Annotated in this window: 26 protein-coding genes; 11 read left to right on the top strand and 15 right to left on the bottom strand. The window is 39.0% G+C overall.

What is annotated here, in order from left to right; translation table 11 throughout:
* The 4 genes from H5090_RS04865 to apbC form a co-directional block, all read right to left on the bottom strand.
* On the bottom strand, positions 1 to 485 hold a 485-nt coding region (locus H5090_RS04865), incomplete at its 3' end, for a hypothetical protein (protein ID WP_182695157.1).
* On the bottom strand, positions 472 to 870 hold the full coding sequence (locus H5090_RS20805) for a hypothetical protein (protein ID WP_259395049.1): 399 nt from the start codon (positions 868 to 870) through the stop codon (positions 472 to 474). The genes H5090_RS04865 and H5090_RS20805, both read right to left, overlap by 14 nt.
* Positions 871 to 1,386: 516 nt before the next feature.
* A complete protein-coding gene (gene dcd, locus H5090_RS04855) occupies positions 1,387 to 1,971 on the bottom strand; it encodes a dCTP deaminase (RefSeq protein WP_002959670.1) in 585 nt (194 codons plus the stop codon).
* Between the two features lie 6 nt (positions 1,972 to 1,977).
* Positions 1,978 to 3,054: an iron-sulfur cluster carrier protein ApbC gene (gene apbC, locus H5090_RS04850; protein ID WP_182695156.1), complete on the bottom strand. Its 1,077-nt coding sequence runs from the start codon at positions 3,052 to 3,054 to the stop codon at positions 1,978 to 1,980.
* A gap of 187 nt (positions 3,055 to 3,241) precedes the next feature.
* On the opposite strand from apbC, the gene metG reads away from it, so the two are divergent.
* Complete coding sequence (gene metG, locus H5090_RS04845; protein ID WP_182695155.1) at positions 3,242 to 5,263, top strand: methionine--tRNA ligase; 2,022 nt, start codon at positions 3,242 to 3,244, stop codon at positions 5,261 to 5,263.
* A 183-nt stretch (positions 5,264 to 5,446) separates the two neighbouring features.
* Here the strand turns inward: metG and lepB are convergent, their stop codons facing one another.
* Positions 5,447 to 6,097, bottom strand: a complete 651-nt coding sequence (lepB, locus tag H5090_RS04840; RefSeq protein ID WP_024597614.1) for a signal peptidase I — start codon at positions 6,095 to 6,097, stop codon at positions 5,447 to 5,449.
* Positions 6,098 to 6,281: 184 nt separating this feature from the next.
* Here lepB and H5090_RS04835 point away from each other — a divergent pair, with 184 nt between their 5' ends.
* Positions 6,282 to 6,782, top strand: a complete 501-nt coding sequence (locus tag H5090_RS04835) for a fasciclin domain-containing protein (protein WP_007582534.1) — start codon at positions 6,282 to 6,284, stop codon at positions 6,780 to 6,782.
* An 80-nt stretch (positions 6,783 to 6,862) separates the two neighbouring features.
* On the opposite strand, the gene H5090_RS04830 is transcribed toward H5090_RS04835, so the two are convergent.
* The 3 genes from H5090_RS04830 to aceK all read right to left on the bottom strand — a co-directional run bounded on the left by H5090_RS04830 (position 6,863) and on the right by aceK (position 9,976).
* Positions 6,863 to 7,114, bottom strand: coding sequence for a DUF2999 family protein (locus tag H5090_RS04830; RefSeq protein WP_007582532.1), 252 nt, complete (start codon positions 7,112 to 7,114; stop codon positions 6,863 to 6,865).
* A 62-nt stretch (positions 7,115 to 7,176) separates the two neighbouring features.
* Positions 7,177 to 8,139: a zinc-binding dehydrogenase gene (locus H5090_RS04825; RefSeq protein ID WP_182695154.1), complete on the bottom strand. Its 963-nt coding sequence runs from the start codon at positions 8,137 to 8,139 to the stop codon at positions 7,177 to 7,179.
* A 64-nt stretch (positions 8,140 to 8,203) separates the two neighbouring features.
* Positions 8,204 to 9,976 (bottom strand): bifunctional isocitrate dehydrogenase kinase/phosphatase, encoded by a 1,773-nt coding sequence (aceK, locus tag H5090_RS04820; protein WP_182695153.1) that lies wholly within the window; start codon positions 9,974 to 9,976, stop codon positions 8,204 to 8,206.
* Between the two features lie 380 nt (positions 9,977 to 10,356).
* On the opposite strand from aceK, the gene H5090_RS04815 reads away from it, so the two are divergent.
* The 4 genes from H5090_RS04815 to H5090_RS04800 all read left to right on the top strand — a co-directional run bounded on the left by H5090_RS04815 (position 10,357) and on the right by H5090_RS04800 (position 12,915).
* A complete protein-coding gene (locus H5090_RS04815; RefSeq protein WP_182695152.1) occupies positions 10,357 to 11,304 on the top strand; it encodes a LysR family transcriptional regulator in 948 nt (315 codons plus the stop codon).
* A gap of 82 nt (positions 11,305 to 11,386) precedes the next feature.
* Complete coding sequence (locus H5090_RS04810; protein ID WP_182695151.1) at positions 11,387 to 11,836, top strand: N-acetyltransferase; 450 nt, start codon at positions 11,387 to 11,389, stop codon at positions 11,834 to 11,836.
* Between the two features lie 29 nt (positions 11,837 to 11,865).
* Entirely contained in the window at positions 11,866 to 12,072 is a 207-nt protein-coding gene (locus H5090_RS04805) for a hypothetical protein (protein ID WP_007375422.1), read from the top strand.
* Between the two features lie 411 nt (positions 12,073 to 12,483).
* On the top strand, positions 12,484 to 12,915 hold the full coding sequence (locus H5090_RS04800) for a hypothetical protein (protein WP_002961558.1): 432 nt from the start codon (positions 12,484 to 12,486) through the stop codon (positions 12,913 to 12,915).
* A gap of 12 nt (positions 12,916 to 12,927) precedes the next feature.
* Here the strand turns inward: H5090_RS04800 and icd are convergent, their stop codons facing one another.
* Positions 12,928 to 14,196 carry an NADP-dependent isocitrate dehydrogenase gene (gene icd / locus H5090_RS04795; RefSeq protein ID WP_138488944.1) on the bottom strand — a complete coding sequence of 423 codons (1,269 nt, stop codon included), beginning with the start codon at positions 14,194 to 14,196 and terminating at the stop codon, positions 12,928 to 12,930.
* Positions 14,197 to 14,384: 188 nt separating this feature from the next.
* Between icd and H5090_RS04790 the strand changes: the two genes are divergently transcribed.
* Complete coding sequence (locus tag H5090_RS04790) at positions 14,385 to 15,188, top strand: hypothetical protein (RefSeq protein ID WP_182695150.1); 804 nt, start codon at positions 14,385 to 14,387, stop codon at positions 15,186 to 15,188.
* On the opposite strand, the gene H5090_RS04785 is transcribed toward H5090_RS04790, so the two are convergent.
* Complete coding sequence (locus H5090_RS04785) at positions 15,185 to 15,736, bottom strand: hypothetical protein (RefSeq protein ID WP_182695149.1); 552 nt, start codon at positions 15,734 to 15,736, stop codon at positions 15,185 to 15,187. The two genes, H5090_RS04790 and H5090_RS04785, sit on opposite strands and share 4 nt — an antisense overlap.
* Positions 15,737 to 16,107: 371 nt before the next feature.
* Between H5090_RS04785 and H5090_RS04780 the strand changes: the two genes are divergently transcribed.
* Both H5090_RS04780 and H5090_RS04775 read left to right on the top strand, forming a co-directional pair.
* Positions 16,108 to 16,275 (top strand): hypothetical protein, encoded by a 168-nt coding sequence (locus H5090_RS04780; protein ID WP_002961566.1) that lies wholly within the window; start codon positions 16,108 to 16,110, stop codon positions 16,273 to 16,275.
* 139 nt (positions 16,276 to 16,414) lie between these two features.
* Complete coding sequence (locus H5090_RS04775) at positions 16,415 to 17,257, top strand: transporter substrate-binding domain-containing protein (RefSeq protein ID WP_154903278.1); 843 nt, start codon at positions 16,415 to 16,417, stop codon at positions 17,255 to 17,257.
* Positions 17,258 to 17,341: 84 nt separating this feature from the next.
* Here H5090_RS04775 and H5090_RS04770 read toward each other — a convergent pair whose 3' ends face one another.
* From H5090_RS04770 to H5090_RS04750, 5 genes are all read right to left on the bottom strand, one after another.
* A complete protein-coding gene (locus tag H5090_RS04770; RefSeq protein WP_039489966.1) occupies positions 17,342 to 17,923 on the bottom strand; it encodes a YceI family protein in 582 nt (193 codons plus the stop codon).
* Position 17,924: 1 nt separating this feature from the next.
* Positions 17,925 to 18,476 carry a cytochrome b gene (locus tag H5090_RS04765; RefSeq protein ID WP_002961572.1) on the bottom strand — a complete coding sequence of 184 codons (552 nt, stop codon included), beginning with the start codon at positions 18,474 to 18,476 and terminating at the stop codon, positions 17,925 to 17,927.
* A 146-nt stretch (positions 18,477 to 18,622) separates the two neighbouring features.
* Entirely contained in the window at positions 18,623 to 19,459 is an 837-nt protein-coding gene (locus tag H5090_RS04760) for a ScpA family protein (protein ID WP_182672249.1), read from the bottom strand.
* A 6-nt stretch (positions 19,460 to 19,465) separates the two neighbouring features.
* The gene (locus H5090_RS04755; protein WP_002961576.1) at positions 19,466 to 20,086 is read right to left on the bottom strand and encodes an L-threonylcarbamoyladenylate synthase; all 621 of its coding nucleotides are present in this window, start codon (positions 20,084 to 20,086) and stop codon (positions 19,466 to 19,468) included.
* A complete protein-coding gene (locus H5090_RS04750; protein WP_182695148.1) occupies positions 20,083 to 20,937 on the bottom strand; it encodes an RNase RNM in 855 nt (284 codons plus the stop codon). Before H5090_RS04750 ends, H5090_RS04755 begins: the two co-directional genes overlap by 4 nt.
* Before the next feature lie 464 nt (positions 20,938 to 21,401).
* Between H5090_RS04750 and H5090_RS04745 the strand changes: the two genes are divergently transcribed.
* Together H5090_RS04745 and H5090_RS04740 are read left to right on the top strand one after the other, a co-directional pair.
* On the top strand, positions 21,402 to 22,970 hold the full coding sequence (locus H5090_RS04745) for an anthranilate synthase component 1 (RefSeq protein ID WP_182695147.1): 1,569 nt from the start codon (positions 21,402 to 21,404) through the stop codon (positions 22,968 to 22,970).
* Position 22,971: 1 nt separating this feature from the next.
* Positions 22,972 to 23,574, top strand: a complete 603-nt coding sequence (locus H5090_RS04740) for an aminodeoxychorismate/anthranilate synthase component II (protein WP_024594803.1) — start codon at positions 22,972 to 22,974, stop codon at positions 23,572 to 23,574.
* The last annotated feature ends 2 nt before the right edge of the window (positions 23,575 to 23,576 follow it).

Genomic DNA, 23,576 nt, shown 5'->3' with positions numbered 1-23,576 from the left:
GTTGATTTAGCCTCAGTAAGCGCATTTTCAATTTCTTCTTCCGGCAGTACTTTACCTGTGCCTATTTTAATTAGTAAGTGATCATATAAAAAAATAGCTTTTTTAGTCACGCTGCTGGTTGTAAAACCATCTGCATATTCACGTAATTTACTTATTATTGAGTCATCACCAAACAACAAAGCAACATTTAACTCACCTTGAATTGTCCATTCGTTGTTGTGTCCTTTTAATTCAGGATCAAAGCCTGTTAAATACGCGAATTGCGCTGCTTTTTTTAAATAAAGCTTTGTTTCATTATAGTTTTCTAAGACGTAATGAGCATAAGCTAGATCTTGATATTTATAAGAAAGGATCCGTGCTGCATTTACTTTTACTTCATAATCTACTGTTGAATCTTTAATATGTTTAAGCCTGATTTCTATCGTAATAGGTGCTTTTTTAAAAAGTTTTTCAAATTTAAAATCATAATTATTAAGTCTTAACATTCTTTTTTTCCTTTGGAAGAGTTTGAAGTTTACCGCCAGTAATGTTGCCGTCAACCTCGACAGCTTCAATAACAAGTTTGGTCACTTTTGGCTCTTCGTTTTCAATAGCATCTAAAATATCTTCGCCCAATTGATTCTTTTCTTTGTATTTTTTAGAGTTCTCCATCGATTCTAAGCTTTTATTAACCCAAGGGTCTGTCATCTGGTCGCCTTTTTTTGCACCAGTTAACAATTTAGCACCAGGGCCTTTAGCTTCAACAACAAAGTACTCTATGACTTTGTCATTTTCATCTCGCTTAGCCCATATCTGATCGACTCCTGGAACCGGGCCAAAGCCCATTTCCATTTTTGCTGGAGGAGGAGGGTCTGAAAACTCTTTTTCCATATACATGGAAGCACCAAGTTCACCTTTAGTCTCTAAAGCTATAGCTTAAAAAAAACACCTTATCTCCGTGCTTATAAGGTGGCCGAATTTTCTAATTTATTAATTAGCGTATAAATACCTAAACTTTCAGTTTTTACTACTAGAGTAATTTGTTGTATTAACATGCTAAAACTGTCGTATTCAAAATTGGTATTATGCCTACTTACGTCCATAGGTTTAGACACAATCAGCTGATTTACGAAGTCGTTCTTGTGCATATAGATATAGAGTAGAGGTTGTACTGAGTAAAAGAGCCGTTGTTCTGCGTTAATCAATTAAATATGCGGGATTCTGAAGAAAGGTTTTTCTATTGTATATGGCGTAGCTGTATTCAAGCGTTTATGCGGATTGTTAACTTATCAAGCGTACAAAACATGATACGCTCTGTTAATAAAGCAAATGAAGCGCTTAACCAGTACTTTGAACTACTGGGTTATGCGCTTCATAAAATGGACGAATAATGCCTATATTTGGTGATTATTTATCGTCACTAATACGACTTGCTACTGCGCTGCTTTGATCTTTATATTTTGCATCTTTACGAATATTGTATGGGTTTTCACACGGGCCCGATAACATTTCAAAGCTCATAGCACCAATTTTCATCAGTGGGCGTAGTGCCAGTGGTAATTTACCTGAGTTGTAAAACTCTAAAACAATATTGCCGCTCCAGCCTGGGTCTATTCGATGCGCGGTTACATGCACCATTAAACCCAAACGCGCAAGCGATGAGCGTCCATCTAACCAACCTACTATATCTGCTGGTAGAGTTACTTTTTCATGGGTAATAGCTAGTGCAAGTTCACCTGGGTGTAAAAAGAATGCTTCACCTTCATCAAGCACTATTTCTTCACTCATGATCGATTCCATGGCCTTATTTAGCTGATCTTTTGGACCACTTAAATCGACGTATGCGGCGTTATGCGCATTAAACGTTCTAAATTTATTTCCCAAACGTAAATCGGCAGTCACGCCTGAAATCATCTCGCTCGTTGGCGCAGGCTCAATAACAATGCGGCCATCGCTTAAGTATTCTTTAATATGTGTGTCTGAAAGTCTCATTATTTATTAATCTTCCGTAATCACAATTTCAATTGCATTGTGATGCTGTTGATAATAAAGCGTGCTGGCTATTAGCCTTGCTGCTGCGCTGTATGTTTTGCTTATTGCGGCATCGTTATCGCTTGCAATAAGTTTACCTTGCTCAGAATACTCGCGTATATCTATTGCAAGTGGAATATGGCTAAGTACAGGCACGCCGTGCTTATGCGCCAGTTTTTGTGCACCGTCTTTACCAAAAACGTGGTTAGCTTCACCACAGTGAGTGCAAATGTAGTGGCTCATATTTTCTATTAAGCCAAGCACCGGTACGTTTACTTTATTAAACATAGCAATGCCTTTTTGCGCATCGGCTAGCGCTAAATCTTGCGGTGTAGTGACAATAACAGTGCCGCTAGCGGGTACTTTTTGGCTCATTGTAAGCTGAATATCACCGGTGCCCGGTGGCATATCAACAATTAAGTAGTCAAGCTCGCCCCAATCGGTTTCGTTAAGTAACTGGCTCAGCGCGCCTGACGCCATTGGCCCGCGCCATACCGTGGCATCATCGCTTGGAACTAAAAAGCCAATTGACTGCGCTTTAATGCCATTTGCATCAAAAGGCTGTAGCTGTTTGTTATCTTTAGTGACGGGCTCTGCGCCCACTAATCCTAAAAGCATTGGGATAGATGGGCCATAAATGTCAGCATCTAAAATACCCACCTTTGCGCCTTCATTTTTAAGCGCGCCTGCCAAGTTAACAGCAGTAGTCGACTTACCTACCCCACCTTTGCCTGAGGCAATAAGTACAATATGTTTAATCGTCTTAAACTTAGCCGCCTCTCTAATGATAACCTTGGCGCTAATTGTTACAGGCACATTTAAGCTTTCACTTACGTGTTGCTCAACTAAAGGCATTTCTGATTGCCCAGCAAATGGCAGAGTTAATTTAATGTGTAGTGATTTATCGTCATTTTGAGTAATAGTATCAATGAAGCTTTCGTCAATACCGACGGCAAAAGCCGCACTACGATATGCCGCTAAGGCAGTTATAATCGGTTGTTTTTGCACCGATTTAGAAGAGAATAGTTTCGACAGTCCAAACATAGCAATTAAATAGCGTTTCTTTGATGAAAAGTGCCACGGAATTATGTAACATTCAGGGCATTAACACCAGTCAATTAATAAAAATCCATAAGCTGTGCGCACTCTAAGCAGATAGCTTGTAGATAAATTAATGATAATTGCCGTTTGTATAATAAAAACGGCGTTTTATCCTCAATTCGGAATGATTATGACGCAGCGAAAGATCCTGATTACCAGCGCATTACCTTATGCAAATGGCCCTACTCACCTAGGTCATTTATTGGAATATATTCAAACTGATATTTGGTCACGTTTTCAAAAACTACAAGGCCACGAAGCTTATTATGTTTGCGCAGACGATGCCCACGGCACGCCAATTATGCTTAATGCGCAAAAGCAAGGGATCACGCCTGAAGAAATGGTAAAACAAGTGAGCATAGAGCGCCAACGCGACTTTGCTGACTTTAATATCAAATTTGATAACTACCACAGCACCCACAGCCAAGAAAACAAAGAATTAAGCGAACTTATTTATAACCGCCTAAACGATGCCGGTCATATTAAAAAGCACACTATTTCGCAATTATTTGATCCAGAAAAAGGTATTTTCTTACCAGACCGCTTTGTAACAGGTACTTGCCCGACGTGTAAGTCTGAAAACCAAAACGGCGATAGCTGTGATTCGTGTGGTGCTACATACAGCCCTACCGAACTTATTAACCCGCGTTCTGTAATGTCAGGTGCTGAGCCTGTACTTAAAGATTCTGAGCATTACTTTTTTGACCTGCCAGCATTTGAAGGCATGCTAAAAGAGTGGTTACACTCGGGAACTATTCAACAAGAAATGGCTAACAAGCTAGACGAATGGTTTACCGATGGCTTGCAACAGTGGGATATTAGCCGTGACGCACCTTATTTTGGTTTTGAAATCCCAAATGCACCAGGCAAATATTTTTACGTTTGGTTAGATGCACCTATTGGTTACATGGCGAGTTTTAAAAACCTATGTGACGAAAAAGGCCTCGACTTTGATGCGTTTTGGGCTGAAGGTTCAGACGCAGAGCTTTATCACTTTATTGGTAAAGACATTATCTACTTCCACAGCTTATTTTGGCCAGCAATGCTAGAAGGCGCTAATTTTAGAAAGCCAACTAACGTATTCGCTCATGGTTTTGTAACTGTGAATGGCGAAAAAATGTCTAAATCAAAGGGTACGTTTATTAAAGCGCGTACTTATTTAGATAACTTAAACCCAGAATACTTACGTTACTACTACGCAGCAAAATTAAGCAGCGGTATTGTTGATCTGGATTTAAACCTAGAAGACTTTGCACAGCGCGTAAATTCAGACCTAGTAGGTAAAGTAGTCAACATAGCGAGCCGTTGTGCTGGCTTTATTACTAAAAAGTTTGATGGCAAGCTAAGCAACACTATTATGCAACCAGAGCTGTTAGCAGAGTTTCAAGCTGCTGCACCGAGCATTACAACACACTACGAGAACCGCGATTACAGCCGCGCAATTCGCGAAATAATGGCGCTTGCCGACAAAGCAAACCAATTTATTGATGGCGCAGCACCTTGGGTATTAATTAAAGACGAAACTAAGCAACTAGAAGCACACGAAGTGTGTTCTCTTGGTCTTAACTTGTTCCGCGTTTTAATTACTTACTTAAAACCCGTGCTACCAGGAATGGCAGACAACGTACAAGCGTTTTTAAATGACGACCTTGCATGGGACGGCGTTCAAAATGCACTAGTAAGCCACCCTATCAATAAATTTAAACCGTTAATGCAACGTGTTGAAATGGATAAAGTGAACAAAATGGTTGAAGAATCTAAAGAAAGCTTAGCACCAAAAGTAACAATTGACCCTAACAGCCCACTTGCAAAAGAGCCAATTAGCGACGAGATTGAGTTCGATGATTTTGCAAAAGTAGACCTACGCGTAGCTAAAATTGCTAAAGCAGAGCACGTAGAAGGCGCAGATAAACTACTTAAGCTAACACTTGATTTAGGCGGCGAAACTCGCCAAGTGTTTGCGGGTATTAAATCGGCTTATGCACCTGAGGATATCGAAGGCAAGCTAACCGTTATGGTTGCTAACCTTAAGCCTCGTAAAATGCGCTTTGGTATGTCTGAAGGCATGGTATTGGCAGCAGGCCCTGGCGGAAAAGAAATTTATATTCTTAACCCAGATGACGGCTCAGAGCCTGGTATGCGCGTAATGTAATATTACTCATACAATAAAAAAACCGCTGATATGTCAGCGGTTTTTTTATGGGCTAAAGTAATGTTTAGTCGTATATTAAATACCGAACACGAGCGTAGTGTTCTTACCAAGCTTGTAAAAAAATATATAAGTAAACTGCCTAAATAGGCAGTTATATTTTAACTCTAAAATTAATTATCTTATTTAATTGAGCTTTTTCAATACGCGGTCTTTTCTTGGTAGGTAATAGTTATCGTAATCAAGAGACACTATAACGCGCTCTGCTTTTCCTAATAACTCATTACGCGGAATTAAACCTATTACACGCGAGTCAGCGCTATTGTCGCGGTTATCTCCCATTGCTAAATAATAATCATCAGGAATTGTAATTGCATCAAAGCCCGATAAACGTGAAGGAATATTTGCCACTCTTATCGAATGCGCTAACCCGTTTAAATCTTCGATTTTATCAAGCGAGTCTATGTTGCTTTGCTGATCTGCATAATTAAGTTTTTTACCATTAATAATGAGCTCATTATTTTCAAGCGCAACGGTGTCTCCTGGCACACCAATTACACGTTTAATTAAACGGTTATCGGCAGCTTGTGAGTCAAAAACAATAATATCACCGGTTTGTGGGTCCGCTAGTTTAAGTAGTTTTATATGCGTAAATGGGACACGAATATCGTAGGCCATTTTATCGGTAAGTATTCTGTCACCTTCTTGAATTGTTGGCTTCATAGAGCCTGTTGGCACTTCGTACCAATCGGCTACAGCGCTTCTAAATACGCTCATTAGTGCAATAAATACGATAAGAGAGCGGTTGTTTTTCCAAAACTTATAAACTAATTTCATGCCTATTCCCTTCAATTGAACAAGTCTTTAATTAAGTAACTGTTTATATGACTTTGCTATTTAGCTGCAGTTCAATCAATGATGTAACAAAACATGTTGACTACTAATTTTAATTGATCGATTAAATTTAGAGCGTCGTAACATTTAACGAAACCAACGGGTATTAACTTAAAGGAAAAATAAAATGTTTAAGAAAATTACTACTGCATTATTGTTTACAACTGCAAGCCTTGGATTTACTACAATGGCTTATGCTGATCATCATGGTATGAAAAAAGACGTTGTTGAAGTAGCCGTTGAAAATGGTTCGTTCACTACTCTTGTTGCTGCTGTTAAAGCCGCAGGTTTAGTTGAAACACTGCAAGGTAAAGGGCCCTTTACTATTTTTGCACCAACAGATGCTGCATTTTCTAAATTACCTGAAGGCACTGTAGAAATGTTACTCAAGCCTGAAAACAAAGATAAGCTAACGGCGGTATTAACTTATCACGTAGTGTCTGGAAAAGTGATGGCAGCCGATGTAATGAAGGTAGATAGTGCGAAAACACTACAAGGCCAATCAGTTATGGTTAAAGCCGACAGCATGGGCGTAATGATAAATGACGCTAAAGTTGTAAAAGCTGATGTAAAAGCAAGCAACGGCGTAATTCATGTTATCGACACCGTACTACTTCCAAAAGAGTAGTCATAAAAGAATAAACCAACTAAAAAAGCATAAGTAAATACTTATGCTTTTTTATTTATTTTATTTCATGACATAACAAATTATTGATTTAGTTTTTCTTTCGCTTCTTTTACTTTTTCAAAATCTAAACCAAGTTCGTCAGTCGCTTCTTTAATAAGATGCGGTTGAGTCATCACGACTGCCATTAGTTGCTGTAGCTTTTCTGGCGGAATACCAAGCTCTTGAACAAGCGCCATTGCCATCATTGGGTTTTGAGTAAACGCTTCAAACAATGCTTTTACTTTTTCGTCGCTTACATTGTGCTCTTTAAGTATTGCTAGTATTGGATTCATTATTAAACCTTAAGTGTTTTTTATAGGGCTTAGTATATGGGCTAAACCCTAAAATTAAAGAGTTACTCTACAAGTAAAACCACTTTTCCTGCGTTTTCATTACGCTCTAAAATAGCATGGGCTTCGTTTGCGTCGCTCCAAGGCAATGTTTTATACAAGTTAAAGTCGTACTTTTTAGTGGCAATATCATTGTAAAAACGCGCTACAAAGTCGTCGCGCACCTGACGTTTAAACTCAATACTACGATTTCTAAGCGTTGAGGCATGAAACGAAATACGCTTTTGTAAAAGCGCCGCAAAATCAACCTCTGCAAAACGTCCATCTAAAAATGCAAGCATCACAATTTGGCAATCCATGGCTGCAATAGCGGCATTTTTATTTAAGTAACTACCCGAAACAGGATCTACAATTGCATTTGCTGTTAACTCATTTGCTTTCATATATTCTACAAAGTCGGTGGTTTTGTAGTTAATTGCATGATCGGCACCGAGTTCTTTTGCGTGTTGGCATTTATCATCCGTACCAGCGGTAATAACTACGGTAGCACCTGCGCTTTTAGCCATTTGAATTGCTGCACCGCCCACACCACTAGCACCTGCATGAATAAGCGCTGTTTGCCCTTTTTGTAATTTACCAAGCTCAAATAACGCGCCAAATGCCGTTAAATACACTTCGCTTATTGCAGCGCCTTCAGCCATTGTTACATCATCGGGTAATTCCATAAGCTGTTTTGCATCAACTGCTACATATTCGCTATAAGCACCACCAGAGCACAATGTAAAAATACGCTTGTTTAGCCGGCTTTTATCTACATCTTTTCCAAGCTCAGTAACTGTACCCGCACATTCTAAACCTAAAATAGGGCTATCTCCCGCAGGGGCCGGGTATTTACCTTGGCGCTGCATACTGTCTGCACGGTTTACACCTATTGCTGCAACTTTAACAAGTACTTCATGGCTCTTTAAAACCGGCTTTTCGGTTTCACTAAATGCAAGGTTGCCATCTTCATGAGAAATATATTTCATTGTTGCTCCAAGTTTAAAAACTGTAATAACATATAGATGGGGATGAACACAGATTCAAACAACCTCAAAAGCGCCAACTTTGTTTATAAGGATAAACATCGGGTAGATAACCATTATGTACTTGTTGCTGACAATCCTGCCAGAACGTCGCTAAAAACAAGTTACTGTGCTCATTATTAAAATAATTAAACGCAACCTCGTTGGCACTAAAAAACACCTTAAATTGGCTCGGAAATATATCGTTTTCAGCTATATCAAAATACGAGTTACTACTTAGCTCTTCAAGTGCATTTTGGGTTTGTGGAACCTCTCTAAAGTTGCAATCGGTAAGCGGGCAAATTTCGTCAAAGTCGTAAAACACCACTCGCCCCCATCGCGTTACGCCAAAGTTTTTCATTAGCATGTCGCCCGGAAATATATTAGCGCCCGCTAACTCTTTAATTGCTTTACCGTAGTCATGCATTACTCGTTCTAGGGTTTTGTTATCGCATTGGTTAATATATAAATTAAGCGGGGTCATTTTACGCTCAACATAAACGTGCTTTAAAATGAGTGCCTTGCCAGATATAACTATGCTGCTGCCAATTTGGCTTTTCATCTGCTCAAGCAGCTCGTCGCTAAAACGGCTTAAATCAAACGCTAAATATCTAAATTCGTGTGTGTCTACCAAACGCCCAACCCTATCGGCTTGTTTTACAAAGTTATACTTGTCTATCACTTGTGCTTTGGTGGCTGTTTTTGGCGCACTAAATTTGTCTTTAATTACTTTATAAACGTAATCTAGCCCTTCAATAGTAAATACCAGCATTACCATACCTGGCGTCCCTGGTGCTGTGACATACTTGAAGTTGGCTGGGCTATTTTTAGTCGTATCGACCTTATACCGATAAAACTCAGTTTTGGCGTGCTTTATAAAACCAATGGCGTTAAATAACTCAAAGCGTTGTTTGTGTGGCATTAACACACTTAAGTAATCTACATAACGAGCGGGCTTATCGGTATCAACCATAAAATAGGTGCGTGCAAAGCCAAATAATAAACTTAATTGATCGGCGCCCATCATTACAGCATCAAGCTTTAGTCCCTCATCGGTATTTAAAATAGCGATAGCAAAAGGCATATTGTCGCCATTTTTAGCAATGCAGCGCCCAATTAAATAACAGGCTTTGTTTCTAAAAAATAATGAGTTGGCGTATTCAATATAACCGTCGTTTAAATTTATAAGTTCGTACACCTGTTTGCATTGCTGCTTAGCGCCTTGCATTAACGTACTTTGTAATGTGGCTACATCAAGTTCTAAATGACTAAACGGCACTCTAAATACTTGATTAGTGATAAGCGTTTTAACGGCGTTATTAAACCCATTATGTAGCGATACCCTGCTCACTAAGCTTTCATAAGAGCGCGGCTCACTACGATACTTTGCTTTTAATACAAACAAATGCACAGTACGAATTTTTTTATCGTCCCAAATTGCCCCAAACGTTGAATTAAAAAAAGTATGCGCAATAGGTTTGTTTTCGTGATTTTGTACCATATCGCCGTAAATATTTTTAGCTAACTGCCACGTTTGCGGGCAAGTAAGCTCAGCATAAGCAATAACTCTCACGGCTTCACTCACGTTTTTCACTTCGCGCTCATACACTTGTAAACGTTCACGCATAGCACTTTGCACACTATGGTACTGTCGTTGTTCAAAACGGCTTTGTGCACCCAGTGTAATATTTAAAAATTGCGAAAACATCGCCTCAAATCCAGCAAAAACAGATCGTGCAAGCTTACTGGCAATAACGTTTTGCAGCGTATTATTAGATTGATGTGTTAGCCTATTTTGCATAAATACAGCACTTATATTGATGCCAGTTATGGCGGTTATTTTTATTAATTGTTTACACCTTAGCAAGCAGGCTTTAATTTAGATAATTAATAAACCATATAAATAGAATTTATTGGGCGTATTGACCTTTCGAGGTTAATTTTGCAGCCGTGTATTTGGTTTATAAGCAAGGCAAAGTACATGTAGTGTGGTGGCTCCCCATAAATGTACTTTAACGCTGCATAAAGGCCAAATACACACTGCCCATAGGGTTCTTTCTAGGGACGATTAACTCTTTGTTGCTCGATTTTTACTTAGCCCACTAGGTGGCAAACCTCGCGCCGCGATTAAATCGCCCCTAGATTGAACAAATTTCAACCCTGAAAGGCCAACACGCCCATATGAATATAAGAAATGTCGATCTTAACCTTCTCGTTTATTTAAATGTGTTAATAGATGAAAAAAGTGTGTCGAAAGCTGCAAATAAACTCGCGCTTACGCAACCGGCTATGAGTAACGCATTAAAACGTTTGCGCGATTTATTTGACGACCCGCTACTTGTGCGTGCCGCAGGCTCTATGACGCCAACGGCAAAGGCACTTGCGTTAAAGCCTGAAGTTGAGGCGCTCTTAAAAATGGCCGAAGCTATTACGCAGCCTAGTGAGCAATTTAACCCTGCAACCGCTGAAGTTACCTTTAGAATAATGGCAAATGACTACATAGAGTCGACCTTAATAGCCCCTTTTATAACTGCGCAGCTTAGTAAAAATCCCGGTATTAATTTTGATGTATTAAGTCCAAGCGACATAAACCTGCAAGACATGGAAAAAGGCACTATAGATTTAGCAATAAATCGCTTTAATGGTTTGCCACGCTCGTTTCATCAAGCCAGTGTATGGCGCGATAATTACTGTTGTTTAACCCATCCTAAAAATACATTTTTACAACAATCAGGGTTAGACGACTACTTAAAAAAAGAGCATATTTGGGTAAATCGTGCCGGCTGGGGGCCTGAAGCCGCTGTTACTAATAAATCAGGAAAGCAAAAATTAGGCTGGGTAGATGAAGCGCTTTGGCAACTAGAACAAACCCGTACAATACGTGTTTTTACTCGCCACTACATGGTCGCAAGCCTGCTTTGCCAATCAGAGCAACTTATTGCCACCCTACCGCGCAGGCAAGCTAAGTTATTAACCTCTCATACTGATTTGGTAATCAGCCCTGTACCATTTCAAATAGTGCCTATTGAAGTAAAAATGATATGGAGCCCACTGCTGCACCATGCAACGGCGCACCAATGGTTAAGGCGTGAGTTATTAGCGTTTGCTAAAACGATTGCAGATAGATAAATTATTATTTTCATCACATCAAGCACCAGGTATTTTACTATCGCGCATACTGTCCAAGCTTTACTTTCATTAGAAGAATATAATGATAAACAAACTTAATAATAAGAATAACGATATTGCAAATATAATTTTTGCTGTCTTTCAAAAGTCCTACGCTATAGAGGCTAAACTGATCGGCGCGCATAACTTTCCTCCTTTAGCGCGTAATATTAAAGGTATAAAAAAATCAGAAACAACCTTTTATGGCTACAGCGAAAATGAATGTTTAGCAGCCGTTATAGAAGTAGATACAAACAACGAGTATTTAGATATTTGCAGTTTAACCGTTGATCCTAGTCATTTTAAAAAAGGTATCGCAAGTAAGCTAATAAGTTATGTTTTAGCAATGGATGATTTTTCTCATGCAATAGTGGAGACTGCGGTTGCTAATACTCCTGCAATAAATTTATATAAAAAGCATGGCTTCGTGGAATTTAAAAGATGGATCCCTTCACATGGTATTGAAAAGCTGGCTATGTCGGTCGTAATTTAAATCAGTATTTCAAAATAGGTAATTTACAAATGGATAGTGCATCAATAATTGCGTGGAGTGTTTTGTTTGGAGGCATAGGTATTGGCTACCTTACTTACGGGCGAAGAAAAAAAGCCGTAGTACCGCTTTGTATTGGTTTGTCGCTATTGGTATTTCCGTATTTTATGAGCAGTGTTAGCATGCTGTTGATTGTAGGCGCTATTTTAGTGGCTATTCCCTACTTTATTAAAATTTAATATTACTATTGTTACGGCTAAATAAAATACACGAGAAAATAAAAAAGCGCCGTGGTATTCAACTTTGGGAAAATACCATGGCGCTTTTGGAAATCGTCGATATAGGAGTCTACCTACAGTGTAATATTAGCAAGCTTAGTACCAACTTCATAAAACAATTAAAATTCAATAAAAACAATTAACTAAGCATCCACCTTAACTCATCGACTAATCCCCTTGTTCCAGTTTTGTGCACGTTTTTACCGCTCTGCACCAAATTAATTAGTATAATTTAGGTATGTTTTCTATTTTTTATTTAGTTTTAAAACTTACTATTGATGAAATCAATGTCAGTTATTGAAAACAACAATTTCATTAATAATACACTTAACGCTAGAGTGAAGTTAAGCCAACAAACTAAGAGTAATAATTATGACAACATCAAGCTTCACACAACAAGACGGGTTATTTATTGATGCTAACTTACATCAGTTTATTGAAGAGCAGTTATGCGCAAAAACTAACACCACTGAAACTTACCAAGCATTAGCTACTTTAGTTGATGAGTTTGGTTGTAAATGCCGTAAAACAAAGCACCAACCAAATGATGTATTAGAAGTGGATACATTGCTAAACGCATACCAACTTAAAAACCACCCACTTTGCCATGTTGATGCACAAACGACAGAAGCCGTTTTAGACGAATATTGCTGCCAGGTTCCTGCAATTATTGTTGTTGCGTTAATGGATACGCTTAGTGGTACGCAGTGCGATGAACCTCAAGCACATGAGATTTACCATCGTGCAGCGCAGTTAACCAACCGCCCTTGCATGCACAGAGTAAAAACTGCCTCAGCAGCTTAATAATGAATGTGTTTAAAAGTGCTCGATAACCTTCTTTGCAAAGCCAGTACAAGTTAAGGTTGTCGAGTTATGAATACTTGAGTTATCGCTCTGCTCTTGCGCTAAATCAAAGGTTACTTCACCGCTTTTAAATGTTTGCTCTAACGCATTTTCTATTAGTAATGCGGCCTCGTCCCATCCCATAAATTTAAGCATTAATACCGCACTTAAAATACTACTGCTGGGGTTTGCTTTATTTTGCCCTGCTATACGTTCAAACGTGCCGTGTGTAGGCTCAAAAAATGCGACATCGTTATTCAAATTTGCAGCAGGCATTATGCCAACACCGCCAACTTGTGCGCTCAGCATATCCGCTAAAAAGTCACCATTTTGATTAGTCGTCACCACTACATCAAATTGCTCTGGGTGCATTAAACATTGCTGCAGCATGTTGTCGGCTATAACTTCTTTAATAATTAGAGGTGCTTGATTTACTCGCTCTATTTGCAGCCAACGCCCATTTTCATGTGCAGTGGCATTAAATTCGCTTTGTGCAAGTGCATACCCCCAACGCTTAAATGCCCCATCGGTAAATTTAAGTACATTGCCTTTATGCACTAGCGTTAATGATTCACTATCGTTTTTAAGTGCATAGTTAATGGCAAAGCGCATTAGTCGCTCAGAGCCTTCTTTAGATATATTTTTAATACCAATACCGCATTCTTGTGAAAACCTTAAGCGGGTTACGCCCATTTCCTCACATAAAAAATCGAGCATTTTTTCGCTTTCTACACTCCCTGCTTGCCACTCAATACCTGAGTACACGTCTTCGCTGCTATCACGAAGCACTGTTATGTTTGTTAAAAAAGGATTTTTTAAAGGAGAAGGAAGTGCGCTAAAGCCTTTTATAGTTCGCATATTTACAAACAAATCCATTTCTTGCCTGAGTGCAACATTAAGCGATCTAAAGCCACCACCCAGTGGTGTGGTTAACGGCCCTTTTATGGCAATTTTGCAGGCACGTACCGCGTTAATTGTTTCTTGTGGAAACCAGTCACCGTCATACAGCTTTGCGGCCTGCTCGCCATTATAAACTTGCATCCAATGAATTTTCCGTGCACTTTTATAACAATGCTCAATTGCACTATCAACAACGTGGCGCATCACCGGCATAACATCCAGCCCCACGCCATCGCCATCAATAAAAGCAATGATTGGTTCTAACGGTATTTGCCAATGTCCTTGTGCATCAATAGTGATATTTTGGCCGTGCTCAGGAACTTGAATATGCTGATACGTCATGGCTAAAACCTAACTTAAAATAACGATTAATTGATTAAACCATGCTTAGCTAGAGGTGTCTGTATTTGTACTTTTATAGTTACTATCATTTTAAAAAATAAAGAATTAGGCGTGATTATTTATCCATTTAGTTGGTCTTGTATATTAAGCCTGGCGTACCAGTTATTAAATTACAGTGGAGCATTTTAATGAAATACTTTTTTGTACTGCTACTATCAATCAGCTCTTTTAACTTATTAGCCGCTGAAGTAGTCATACATAACCTTAGCTCGCTCTCAAGTAATGCTCAAAATACGGTGTCTACATGGGTTAATCAAAGTGTTGAAAAAACACAAAATACACTGGGGCCTTTAAAGCAAACCACTTTGCCTATATATTTAAAACCGCAATACTTTGCTTTTGAGCCTGTACCTTGGGCTACAGTTAAGCGCAATAACCCCGATGGGATTGAACTACATATAGATCGCTACGCCAGTTTAAATGCATTCACTAAAGATTGGACGCTATACCATGAACTTTCGCATTTATATTTGCCGCTACTTCCCTACTCCGGTTTTTGGCTAAGCGAGGGTTTTGCCAGTTATATGCAAAACGTAATAATGCGTGACAGCGGTATAATCACCCAGCCACAGTTTGTACAACGTTTAAATGCAGGATTTGATCGTGCCCGCCTGCAAACCAAAACTAAAACACAGCCACTTAATAAGCTCTCTGCCGATATGTGGAAACAACGCGCCCAGCAACGTGTTTATTGGACGGGTGCGGCTTTTTTTGCACAGGCCGACCTTAAGCTACAAAAACAAGGTTTATCTGTCGCGGGTATAATAAAACAGTATCAAACATGCTGTAGACCCGCTCGTTCTAGTGCTAAAACCTTTATAAAAGAGTTAGATAAGTTATCCGGCAGCAGCATTTTTACAACGCTGTATGCAAAATATAATACCCGTACTGATTTTCCTGATATTAATAAAAAGCAGCTAAACACGCTTTAACGGCTGCTCTGTTTTATATAGCTACTATATTCAACCAGCCCTTGCGCATTAAAATTGGTTGAGTACTCGTTCATAAAACCATGCAAAAAATTGGTTTTATAGCACTTAACACCCGCTTTGGTGCTTAAAGCTTTAATAACTTCATCAACATTAAAGTGACTCTCACTTTCTGGGAATATGAATTCACAGGGTACATTTGCATCTAACGCTAAATAATTACGAATTTGCGACGGATAAAAGCCAATTAACTTTTTAAGGTGTGTATTGCCTGTTAATAACTGTGCCCGCCATGCTGCACTTGCCCCTGCGCTAAACGCAATACATGTGGTCGGCACTTTTAAACTCTCAAAGCATTCTAGAAGTTTGTCCGTGTATTTGTCATGGCCACACTGCTGTATAAAATTATTATAACTATCTTGTTCACTTTCAATAGCTTGAATCTTGTTATTGTATGGGTCAACAATCACTAAATTTGAACTAATTGCCTGTGATAACTTACTCAAAGCAGGGGTTAAACCATAAATATCACTCACTATTAGGTAATTCATACTTATCCTTTGGTAACTAAAAATGGGCTTTGTAAGCAGTTGATAAGATTTATTATAAATATTTTTATAATAAATAGCTTGCACACAATTTATATATAAGTTACCTTCCCTCTCTGGTTTAAAGAAACCGCCGCGGTTAACCATTTACCCTGATCCAGTAAGCCCCGCAAAACGTATATTTGAAAGCTAAGTTATTGTACGGCGAGAACCCCTTGAATAATACCGAGATGATTTTTTACTATCATCGCAAAAGTGTCATAAAGATCGTCAACACTGTAATGAAGCTAAACACAACATCGTTAATTTATTGACTGCAATTTGCTATACAAATATAGCGCAGAATAAATAACAAGAATAAAGTGAGTTTTATTATGTCTTATAAATATAACGGGTCTATGATCCAAATAGCACATCCAGTGCAATCAATTTCAGTAAACAAACATCGTGTAATCTTCAGTGATACACAAGGTTTAAAAAATGCATTATTTCAAAAAGCGAGTGATGCACGCCAGTTTGTTAAGTGGCTAAAAGCTAACTAAGCAACATATAACTTTAATTGCCATTCTATTATTGCAATTATTGATAAGATATTATGCCAGCCTTGTTGCTGGCATTTTACTTTTTAGCCCTTTATTGGTTACAATAGTTTTACAATAATAATTACTGGTAGCTGTTGTAATGCTCCGTATATTTTTAACTTTCTTACTTTTTTTCTGTCTGAGCTCAATAAGCAATGCTAGAACCATAAACTGGCTAGCGCACGATTTTGCACCCTATTATATTTTAAATGGTCAATATCAACACCAAGGCCGTGACGAAAGCATAATTTCTTTACTTGAAAAACAACTTCCTAATATCACCTTTAACCGCATGCTTATCCCCTCAGGTAAAGTAATTCAAGAGCTGTCCAATACTTCAAATAATGTTTGTGCGTTATCGCTTTATAAAAATGATTACAGAAAAGAGCATATTTATTTCACAGACGAAAGCTCAACAACGGGCCTCTCGCCTTCAATAGCAATGCATAAAAAGCTCGCCAAAGCGCTAAATATAGCGGAATCTAAAGAAGTATCACTACTCAATTTAATACAAGATAAAAAACTAACTCTTGGAGTTTCTATGAGCCGCTCTTACGGCCAAGAGATAGATACTTTAATAAACAGTACACCCAACATTGATTTAGTAATTAGACCCACTCGCGATAGCCTAGCGAGCCTTACATATATGCTTAACCTAAAACGAATTGATATTTTGCTGGGTTACCCAAGCGAGCATTACTATTTAGCTAAATCAATGCACTTTGAAGAAAACTTAACGCAGCGTCCATTAACCGAATCTCCAGCGCTCAGTTATGGCTTTATTGGTTGTACTAAAAACGAGCAAGGCGCAAAAGACATCGCTATTCTTAATGAGCAGCTTAAAGTTATTAAAAAAACGCAGGCTTATAACGATTTACTTATGCGCTGGTTGCCTGAGGATTTAAGGCCTCTATTAAAGTCACGTATTAATAGCACAAAATAAACAAATTCAAAGTCGCTTAATTTGAGTTTCTGTTAAGCAAAAAAAACGCCACAGTAAGTGGCGTTTTTATATTCAATAACTGTATTACTTACGAACGCCTTCTATTGATAAAATAATATCAACATGAGTAGATGCAGGCCCTAAGTTGTAATCAATACCGTAGTCGGTAAGTTTAAGGCTGGTTTCGCCTTCAAAACCTACGCGGTATCCACCCCACGGATCTTTACCTTCACCCACTTTATCTATTTCAAAGGTAATAGTTTTAGTTACGCCATGCAGCGTAAATTCGCCGGTTACGTCGGCCTCTTCACCATCTTCATCAAATTTAATGCTGGTGCTTTTAAATGTCGCTTTTGGGTATTTATCCACATTTAAAAAATCTTTACCATGTAGGTGCTTATCACGCTCTGCATGGTTAGAATCAAGGCTTGTGGTGTCAATATTTACCATAATTTTTGACGCATCAGGATTTTTAGCATCGTAACTAAATGTGCCGTCAAAAGTATTAAAACGACCATATAACCAGCTGTAACCTAAGTGTTTAATTTTAAAGTTAACAGATGCGTGCCCGCCTTTCGTATCAATTACATAATCAGCTGCATTAGCGGCTGTTGCCGATAACATCATTGCAGCCGAAACGGCTGTGCTTACTAATAATTTTTTCATTTTAATCATCCTTTAATGGTTTGATCATTCTGATTAAGGTTTTATCTTTATCGATAAAGTGATGTTTTAACGCCCCTAGTGCATGCAATACTGCAAACCCGATTAATGTGCACGCGCCATAATAATGTACTTTTCCTGCAATATCGGCTTGGTCATCAAATGCAAAATCAAGCGCTGATACGTTAAATAAGGTAAACACTTCTATTGGACGTCCGTCTGCGGTTGATATTAAATACCCTGCAACAACTATAACGGCCAAAATAATATACATAGCAATATGCGCAGTATGTGCTAATTGGTTCATGCCTTTACTTTCACCTAATGGTTTAGGTTGTGTAGATAAAGCACGCCATAAAATTCTAAATAAAAATACGGCCACAAGTGTAATACCAATGCTTTTATGTAAATCGAGCGAGCCTTTATACCAGCTATCATAATAAGTAAGCTCAACCATATATAAACCTAAACCAAACAGGCCAAAAATAGTCAACGCCATGAGCCAATGTAAAATAATGGCGACAAGTCCGTAAGATGAAGGTGTATTTTTAAACATGTGTAACATCCTATAATGCTATTACGTTACAATATAGTGCATAGCCGTAAATGAAAATAACATTTACAAACACTTTACGTGCGTATACGCACAGAACTTTGATAATTAAAGTCAGTTTTTAAAAGTTGAGGATTAAACAGATAAGTTTATAGGGTGGATTGCTCGCTCAAGCTGACATAAATTAAGCTCTCTGGGCTTACTTGCAAACAAGTAACAAGTCCTTCTTTAATGAGCTCTAGCATGGCTATAAAACTAACCACAACACCACTACGCCCTTCATCAGGCGTAAAAAGCGCATTAAATACCACTGCTGAATTTGCTTTCGATAGCTGTTGTAATATTTGGCTCATTCTCTCTCGGGTTGAGAGTACTTCAGCAGTAATTTGATGATGTTCAAACGTTTTTGCTCGCGCCATAACATCACTCAACGCCAGCATTAAGTCTTTAAGTTCAATATCAGGGAGGTTATGACTTGTGTCTTCATTTATTGGCATAGCGGCATGCGCTATAAAAATATCACGCCCAACACGGGGGATATCATCGAGGTTTTCGGCGGCTTTTTTAAATAACTCATATTCTTGCAGGCGTTTAATAAGCTCAGCGCGAGGGTCTTCTTCCTCTTCAAGCTCTTCGTGAACAGGGAGTAATAAGCGCGACTTAATTTGTGCAAGTAACGCAGCCATTACTAAATATTCACCGGCAAGTTCGAGTTGAAACTCGGTCATCATTTCAACGTAACTTACATACTGCTCTGTAATACTAAAAATAGAAAGATCGAGCACATCAAGCTTATGCTTTTTAATTAAATAAAGCAGTAAATCGAGCGGGCCTTCAAAGGTTTCTAATATTATTTCGAGCGCATCGGGCGGAATATATAAGTCTTCTGGTTTATCTACAACCGCTTTACCATGCAAAAAAGCCAGTGGCAGCTTATGCTGCACTGGCTTTTCACTACTTTTTGTATCAGCAGTACTTTCGCTCACTTGTTATTACTCAAACGGGCTTGTATCACCACAGCCAACACGCAATATTTTAACTTCATCTTCCGACAAGTCGATTACTGTGGTTGCTTGCTCGGCTAAATGGCCACCGTGAATAATTAAATCAACGTGTTTATCTAATCGCTCTAATATTTCATCCGGATCAGATTCAGTAAACTGCTGCCCGGGTAAAATTAAAGAACACGACATTAATGGCTCGCCAAGTTCGGCAAGTAACGCACAAGCAATTGGGTGTTCAATTACACGCATGCCAATGGTTTTTTTCTTGTCGTTTAATAAACGCTTAGGAACTTCTTTTGTTCCTTTAAAAATAAAGGTATAAGGCCCTGGCGTATTATTTTTAATTAATCTAAATAGCTGGTTATCTACACGTGCATAAGTAGATAGCTCCGATAAATCACGGCAAACTAGCGTAAAATTATCGTTTTTTTCAATACCACGAATACGCTCTATGCGCTCTTTGGCTTGCTTATTACCAATGTTACAGCCAATGGCATAGCCCGAATCTGTTGGGTAAACAACAACGCCGCCTTGTTTAATAATATCAACGGCTTGACTAATCAGTCTTGGTTGCGGGTTATCAGGATGAATATGGAATAATTGACTCATGTTAATGCCCCTTCTTGTCCTTCCCAAACTTGCCAAACACCTTGGCAGTCTTTCGGTAAGTATAAATTTTTGCCAAGCTCTAAATAGCTTGTCGGAAAATGAAAATCAGACCCTTGCGAGCAAAGTAGTTCGTACTCACGGCTGAGTTCACCTAAAAATTGACGTTCGCTTGGCGCCTGTTGAGGTTGTGCAACTTCCATTGCGTCTCCTCCTACACTTTTAAATTCTACTAATAATTTGCGTAGCCACTTGTTTGACATTTGATAGCTACTTGGGTGAGCAAGTACAGCAACACCACCAGCGGCATGTATTGCCTCTACAGCGGTTTGCATGGTGCACCAGCAACTAGGTACGTAGCCTGTTTTGCCGCGCCCTAAGTACTTTTTAAAAACACCCGGGAAATTTTTAGCTACACCGCGCTCAATAAGGGCACGTGCAAAATGTGCGCGCGTAATTTGCGCGTCTTTTGCCAGCTCTTTAGCTTGCTCGTAAATGCCATCAAAACCATTTTTTGCAAGGCGTGCGCCAATCTCTAGTGCACGCTCTTCTCGCTTTTGCTGCTGAGCTGATAATAAAGAGGTAAGGTCAATATTATTAATATCAATATTTAAACCCACAATATGAATTTCAAAACTTTCCCATTTGGTAGATACTTCTGTGCCCGTAATTAATGAAAGCGGTAATTTTTCGGCTTCAATAAATTGCTGCGCAGGCTTAATAGCCGCCACAGTGTCATGATCGGTAATAGCAAACACATCAATATTTTTATCAACAGCGCGATGCAATAATTCTTCAACCGTTAAACGCCCGTCTGAATGTGTAGTATGGCTATGTAAATCGTATTTTATCAAAAGAAAACTGCTTAAAATTAAGGGTTACTGGTGTTTATGTAAGTATAACAACTTTTTTGACTAAATTGTTTTAAATAAACACTTGACACAAAAGCATAAGATACGTTTTACTGTAGCCACTTTCAGACACATTAAGAATTAACAATAATGATCAATTCAAACTTAAACACTATTTGGTGGTGGCACTCGTAATTTTCGGGTGATGAATTGTCGTGTCTAGCAAAAATTCAAAACCCGCAACTATGCGGGTTTTTTTATAACTAAATTTTACGAAACATATACGTTAACAATATTTAATAAATTTTGAGGCAGAAAAACATGAATAACGGTCTTACTCTTACACATCGTTGGTGGTGGCGCCTGATATAGCGGGACGGTAATGATCTGTTTGTAATTTAGATATCGTTATTCAAACCCCGCATTGCAAAAGCACTGCGGGGTTTAATTTTTTGAGGGAATGAGGTTTGATTTTTAGTCATATAACTACCACACCAGGCGAAGTAACAAGCATTACGCAAGTACGCGACTATATTAGTAGCCCTCTTGCATTATACGCGGCACTTGATAAGCCTAACTCACTACTGCTTGAATCGGCTGAGATTGATTCTAAAGACAGTGTAAAAAGCTTAATTTTAGTTGATAGCGCCCTGCGCATTGTCTGTAAGGGTAAAACGGTAACTGTTAGCGCACAATCTAATAACGGCAAGCAATTATTAAGCTACTTACAAGCAAATGTTAAGAGCTGTGATTCACAATTAAACGACACAACGCTTACACTTAACTACCAAGACACCAGCAGCGATATAGACGAAGCAAGTAAGCTTGTTGCCGATAACGCTTTCAGCGCTCTTCGTACCTGTATTAACAGTATTCAAAGCACTACCGAAAATCCGTTTTCGGTATTTTTAGGCGGTGTGTTTGCCTACGACATGGTGGCAAACTTTGAGCAATTAAGTGATGTACCTGATGGCGAAAACACCTGCCCAGATTACGTATTTTATTTAGCTGAAACGTTAGTTGTTATTGATCATCAAAAGCAAACAACCGAACTCATTGGCAATGTATTTAATGGCCCAGACGTACACGCTAACTGCTTTGAAGTAGGTAAAGAGCTTGAGCGGTTAAATACGCTGTGCGATAACGCAGCAGAATTTAGTGCGGATATGCAAAGTGGCGAATGTGAAGTAAGCGTTGATATAAGCGACGAAACGTATTGCGAGCAAGTTGTTAAGCTTAAAAAGAACATTGTAGATGGCGATATTTTTCAGGTAGTGCCGTCGCGTACATTTTCACTACCTTGCCCTGATTCTTTACATGCGTATAGCCAGCTTAAAAAGCAAAACCCAAGCCCTTACATGTTTTATATGCGCGATGAAGACTTTGCATTATTTGGCGCGTCTCCTGAGTCGGCCCTTAAGTACGACGTAAGTAATCAGCAAGTAGAAGTTTACCCAATTGCTGGCACTCGCCCACGTGGCAAATTTGCTAACGGGCAAATAAACCCAGACCTAGACAGCCGCATTGAGCTGGAACTAAGAAACGATCAAAAAGAGCGCGCCGAGCATTTAATGCTTGTTGATTTAGCGCGTAACGACGTAGCCCGCATTAGTGTTGCAGGAACTCGTTTTGCCAAAGAGTTATTAAAAGTAGACCGCTATTCACAGGTAATGCATTTAGTTTCACGCGTTGTTGGCACATTAAAACCAGAACTTGATGCACTGCACGCTTACCAAGCGTGTATGAACATGGGCACCCTTGTTGGTGCACCAAAAGTACGCGCTGCTGAGCTTGTTCGTCAAACAGAAGGGAAACGCCGTGGCAGTTATGGCGGCGCTGTAGGTTACTTAACCGGTGATGGCGCAATGGATAGTTGTATTGTTATTCGCTCTGCTTTTGTTAAAAATAACATAGCCTACGTGCAAGCAGGTGCAGGTGTAGTGTTTGACTCAGATCCTATTTCAGAAGCAAACGAAACTCGCGCTAAAGCACAAGCGGTTATCGCCGCCATAAAATCTACGTATAAGGCGGTATAAAATGAGTAAAACGAATCCTATTAAAATCTATTTTTTAGATAACTTTGACTCATTTACATATAACTTAGTTGATGAGCTTACGATGCTTGGCTGCGAACTTGTTGTATACAGAAACAACATTAGCGCTGAGGTTATTTTTAATAAAATGCGCCAAGAGCAAGGACAAGTACTATTAGTACTTTCCCCAGGTCCTGGCACACCAAGCGATGCAGGCTGTTTAATGGAGCTTATTGAGCTCTCTAAAGGCCACTTCCCAATGCTAGGCATTTGTTTAGGCCAACAAGCGTTAACACAAAGCTATGGCGGAGTAATCGGTCACGCGGGTGAAACCGTACATGGTAAGTCTTCAATTATTAATTTAGGCGAACATCCTGTATTTGATGGTATGGGCAATACAATGCCTGTAGCACGTTACCATTCATTAATGGCAACAAAAGTGCCTGGTAATATAAAGGTTATTGCCCAGTATGAAGATATCCCTATGGCTATTTATCATCATGATGACAATGCATTGGGTTATCAATTTCATCCAGAATCAATACTGACGCCAAACGGCGCAATGCTACTTCAGCAAAGTGTCGCTTACTTAACACGTGCCAAATAATA

This window comes from Pseudoalteromonas sp. SR43-5, from assembly GCF_014163835.1.
GTDB classification, from domain to species: Bacteria; Pseudomonadota; Gammaproteobacteria; order Enterobacterales; family Alteromonadaceae; genus Pseudoalteromonas; species Pseudoalteromonas distincta.
The sequence above is the reverse complement of the archived record's forward strand: the minus strand, read 5'-3'. Positions and strand labels throughout refer to the sequence as shown.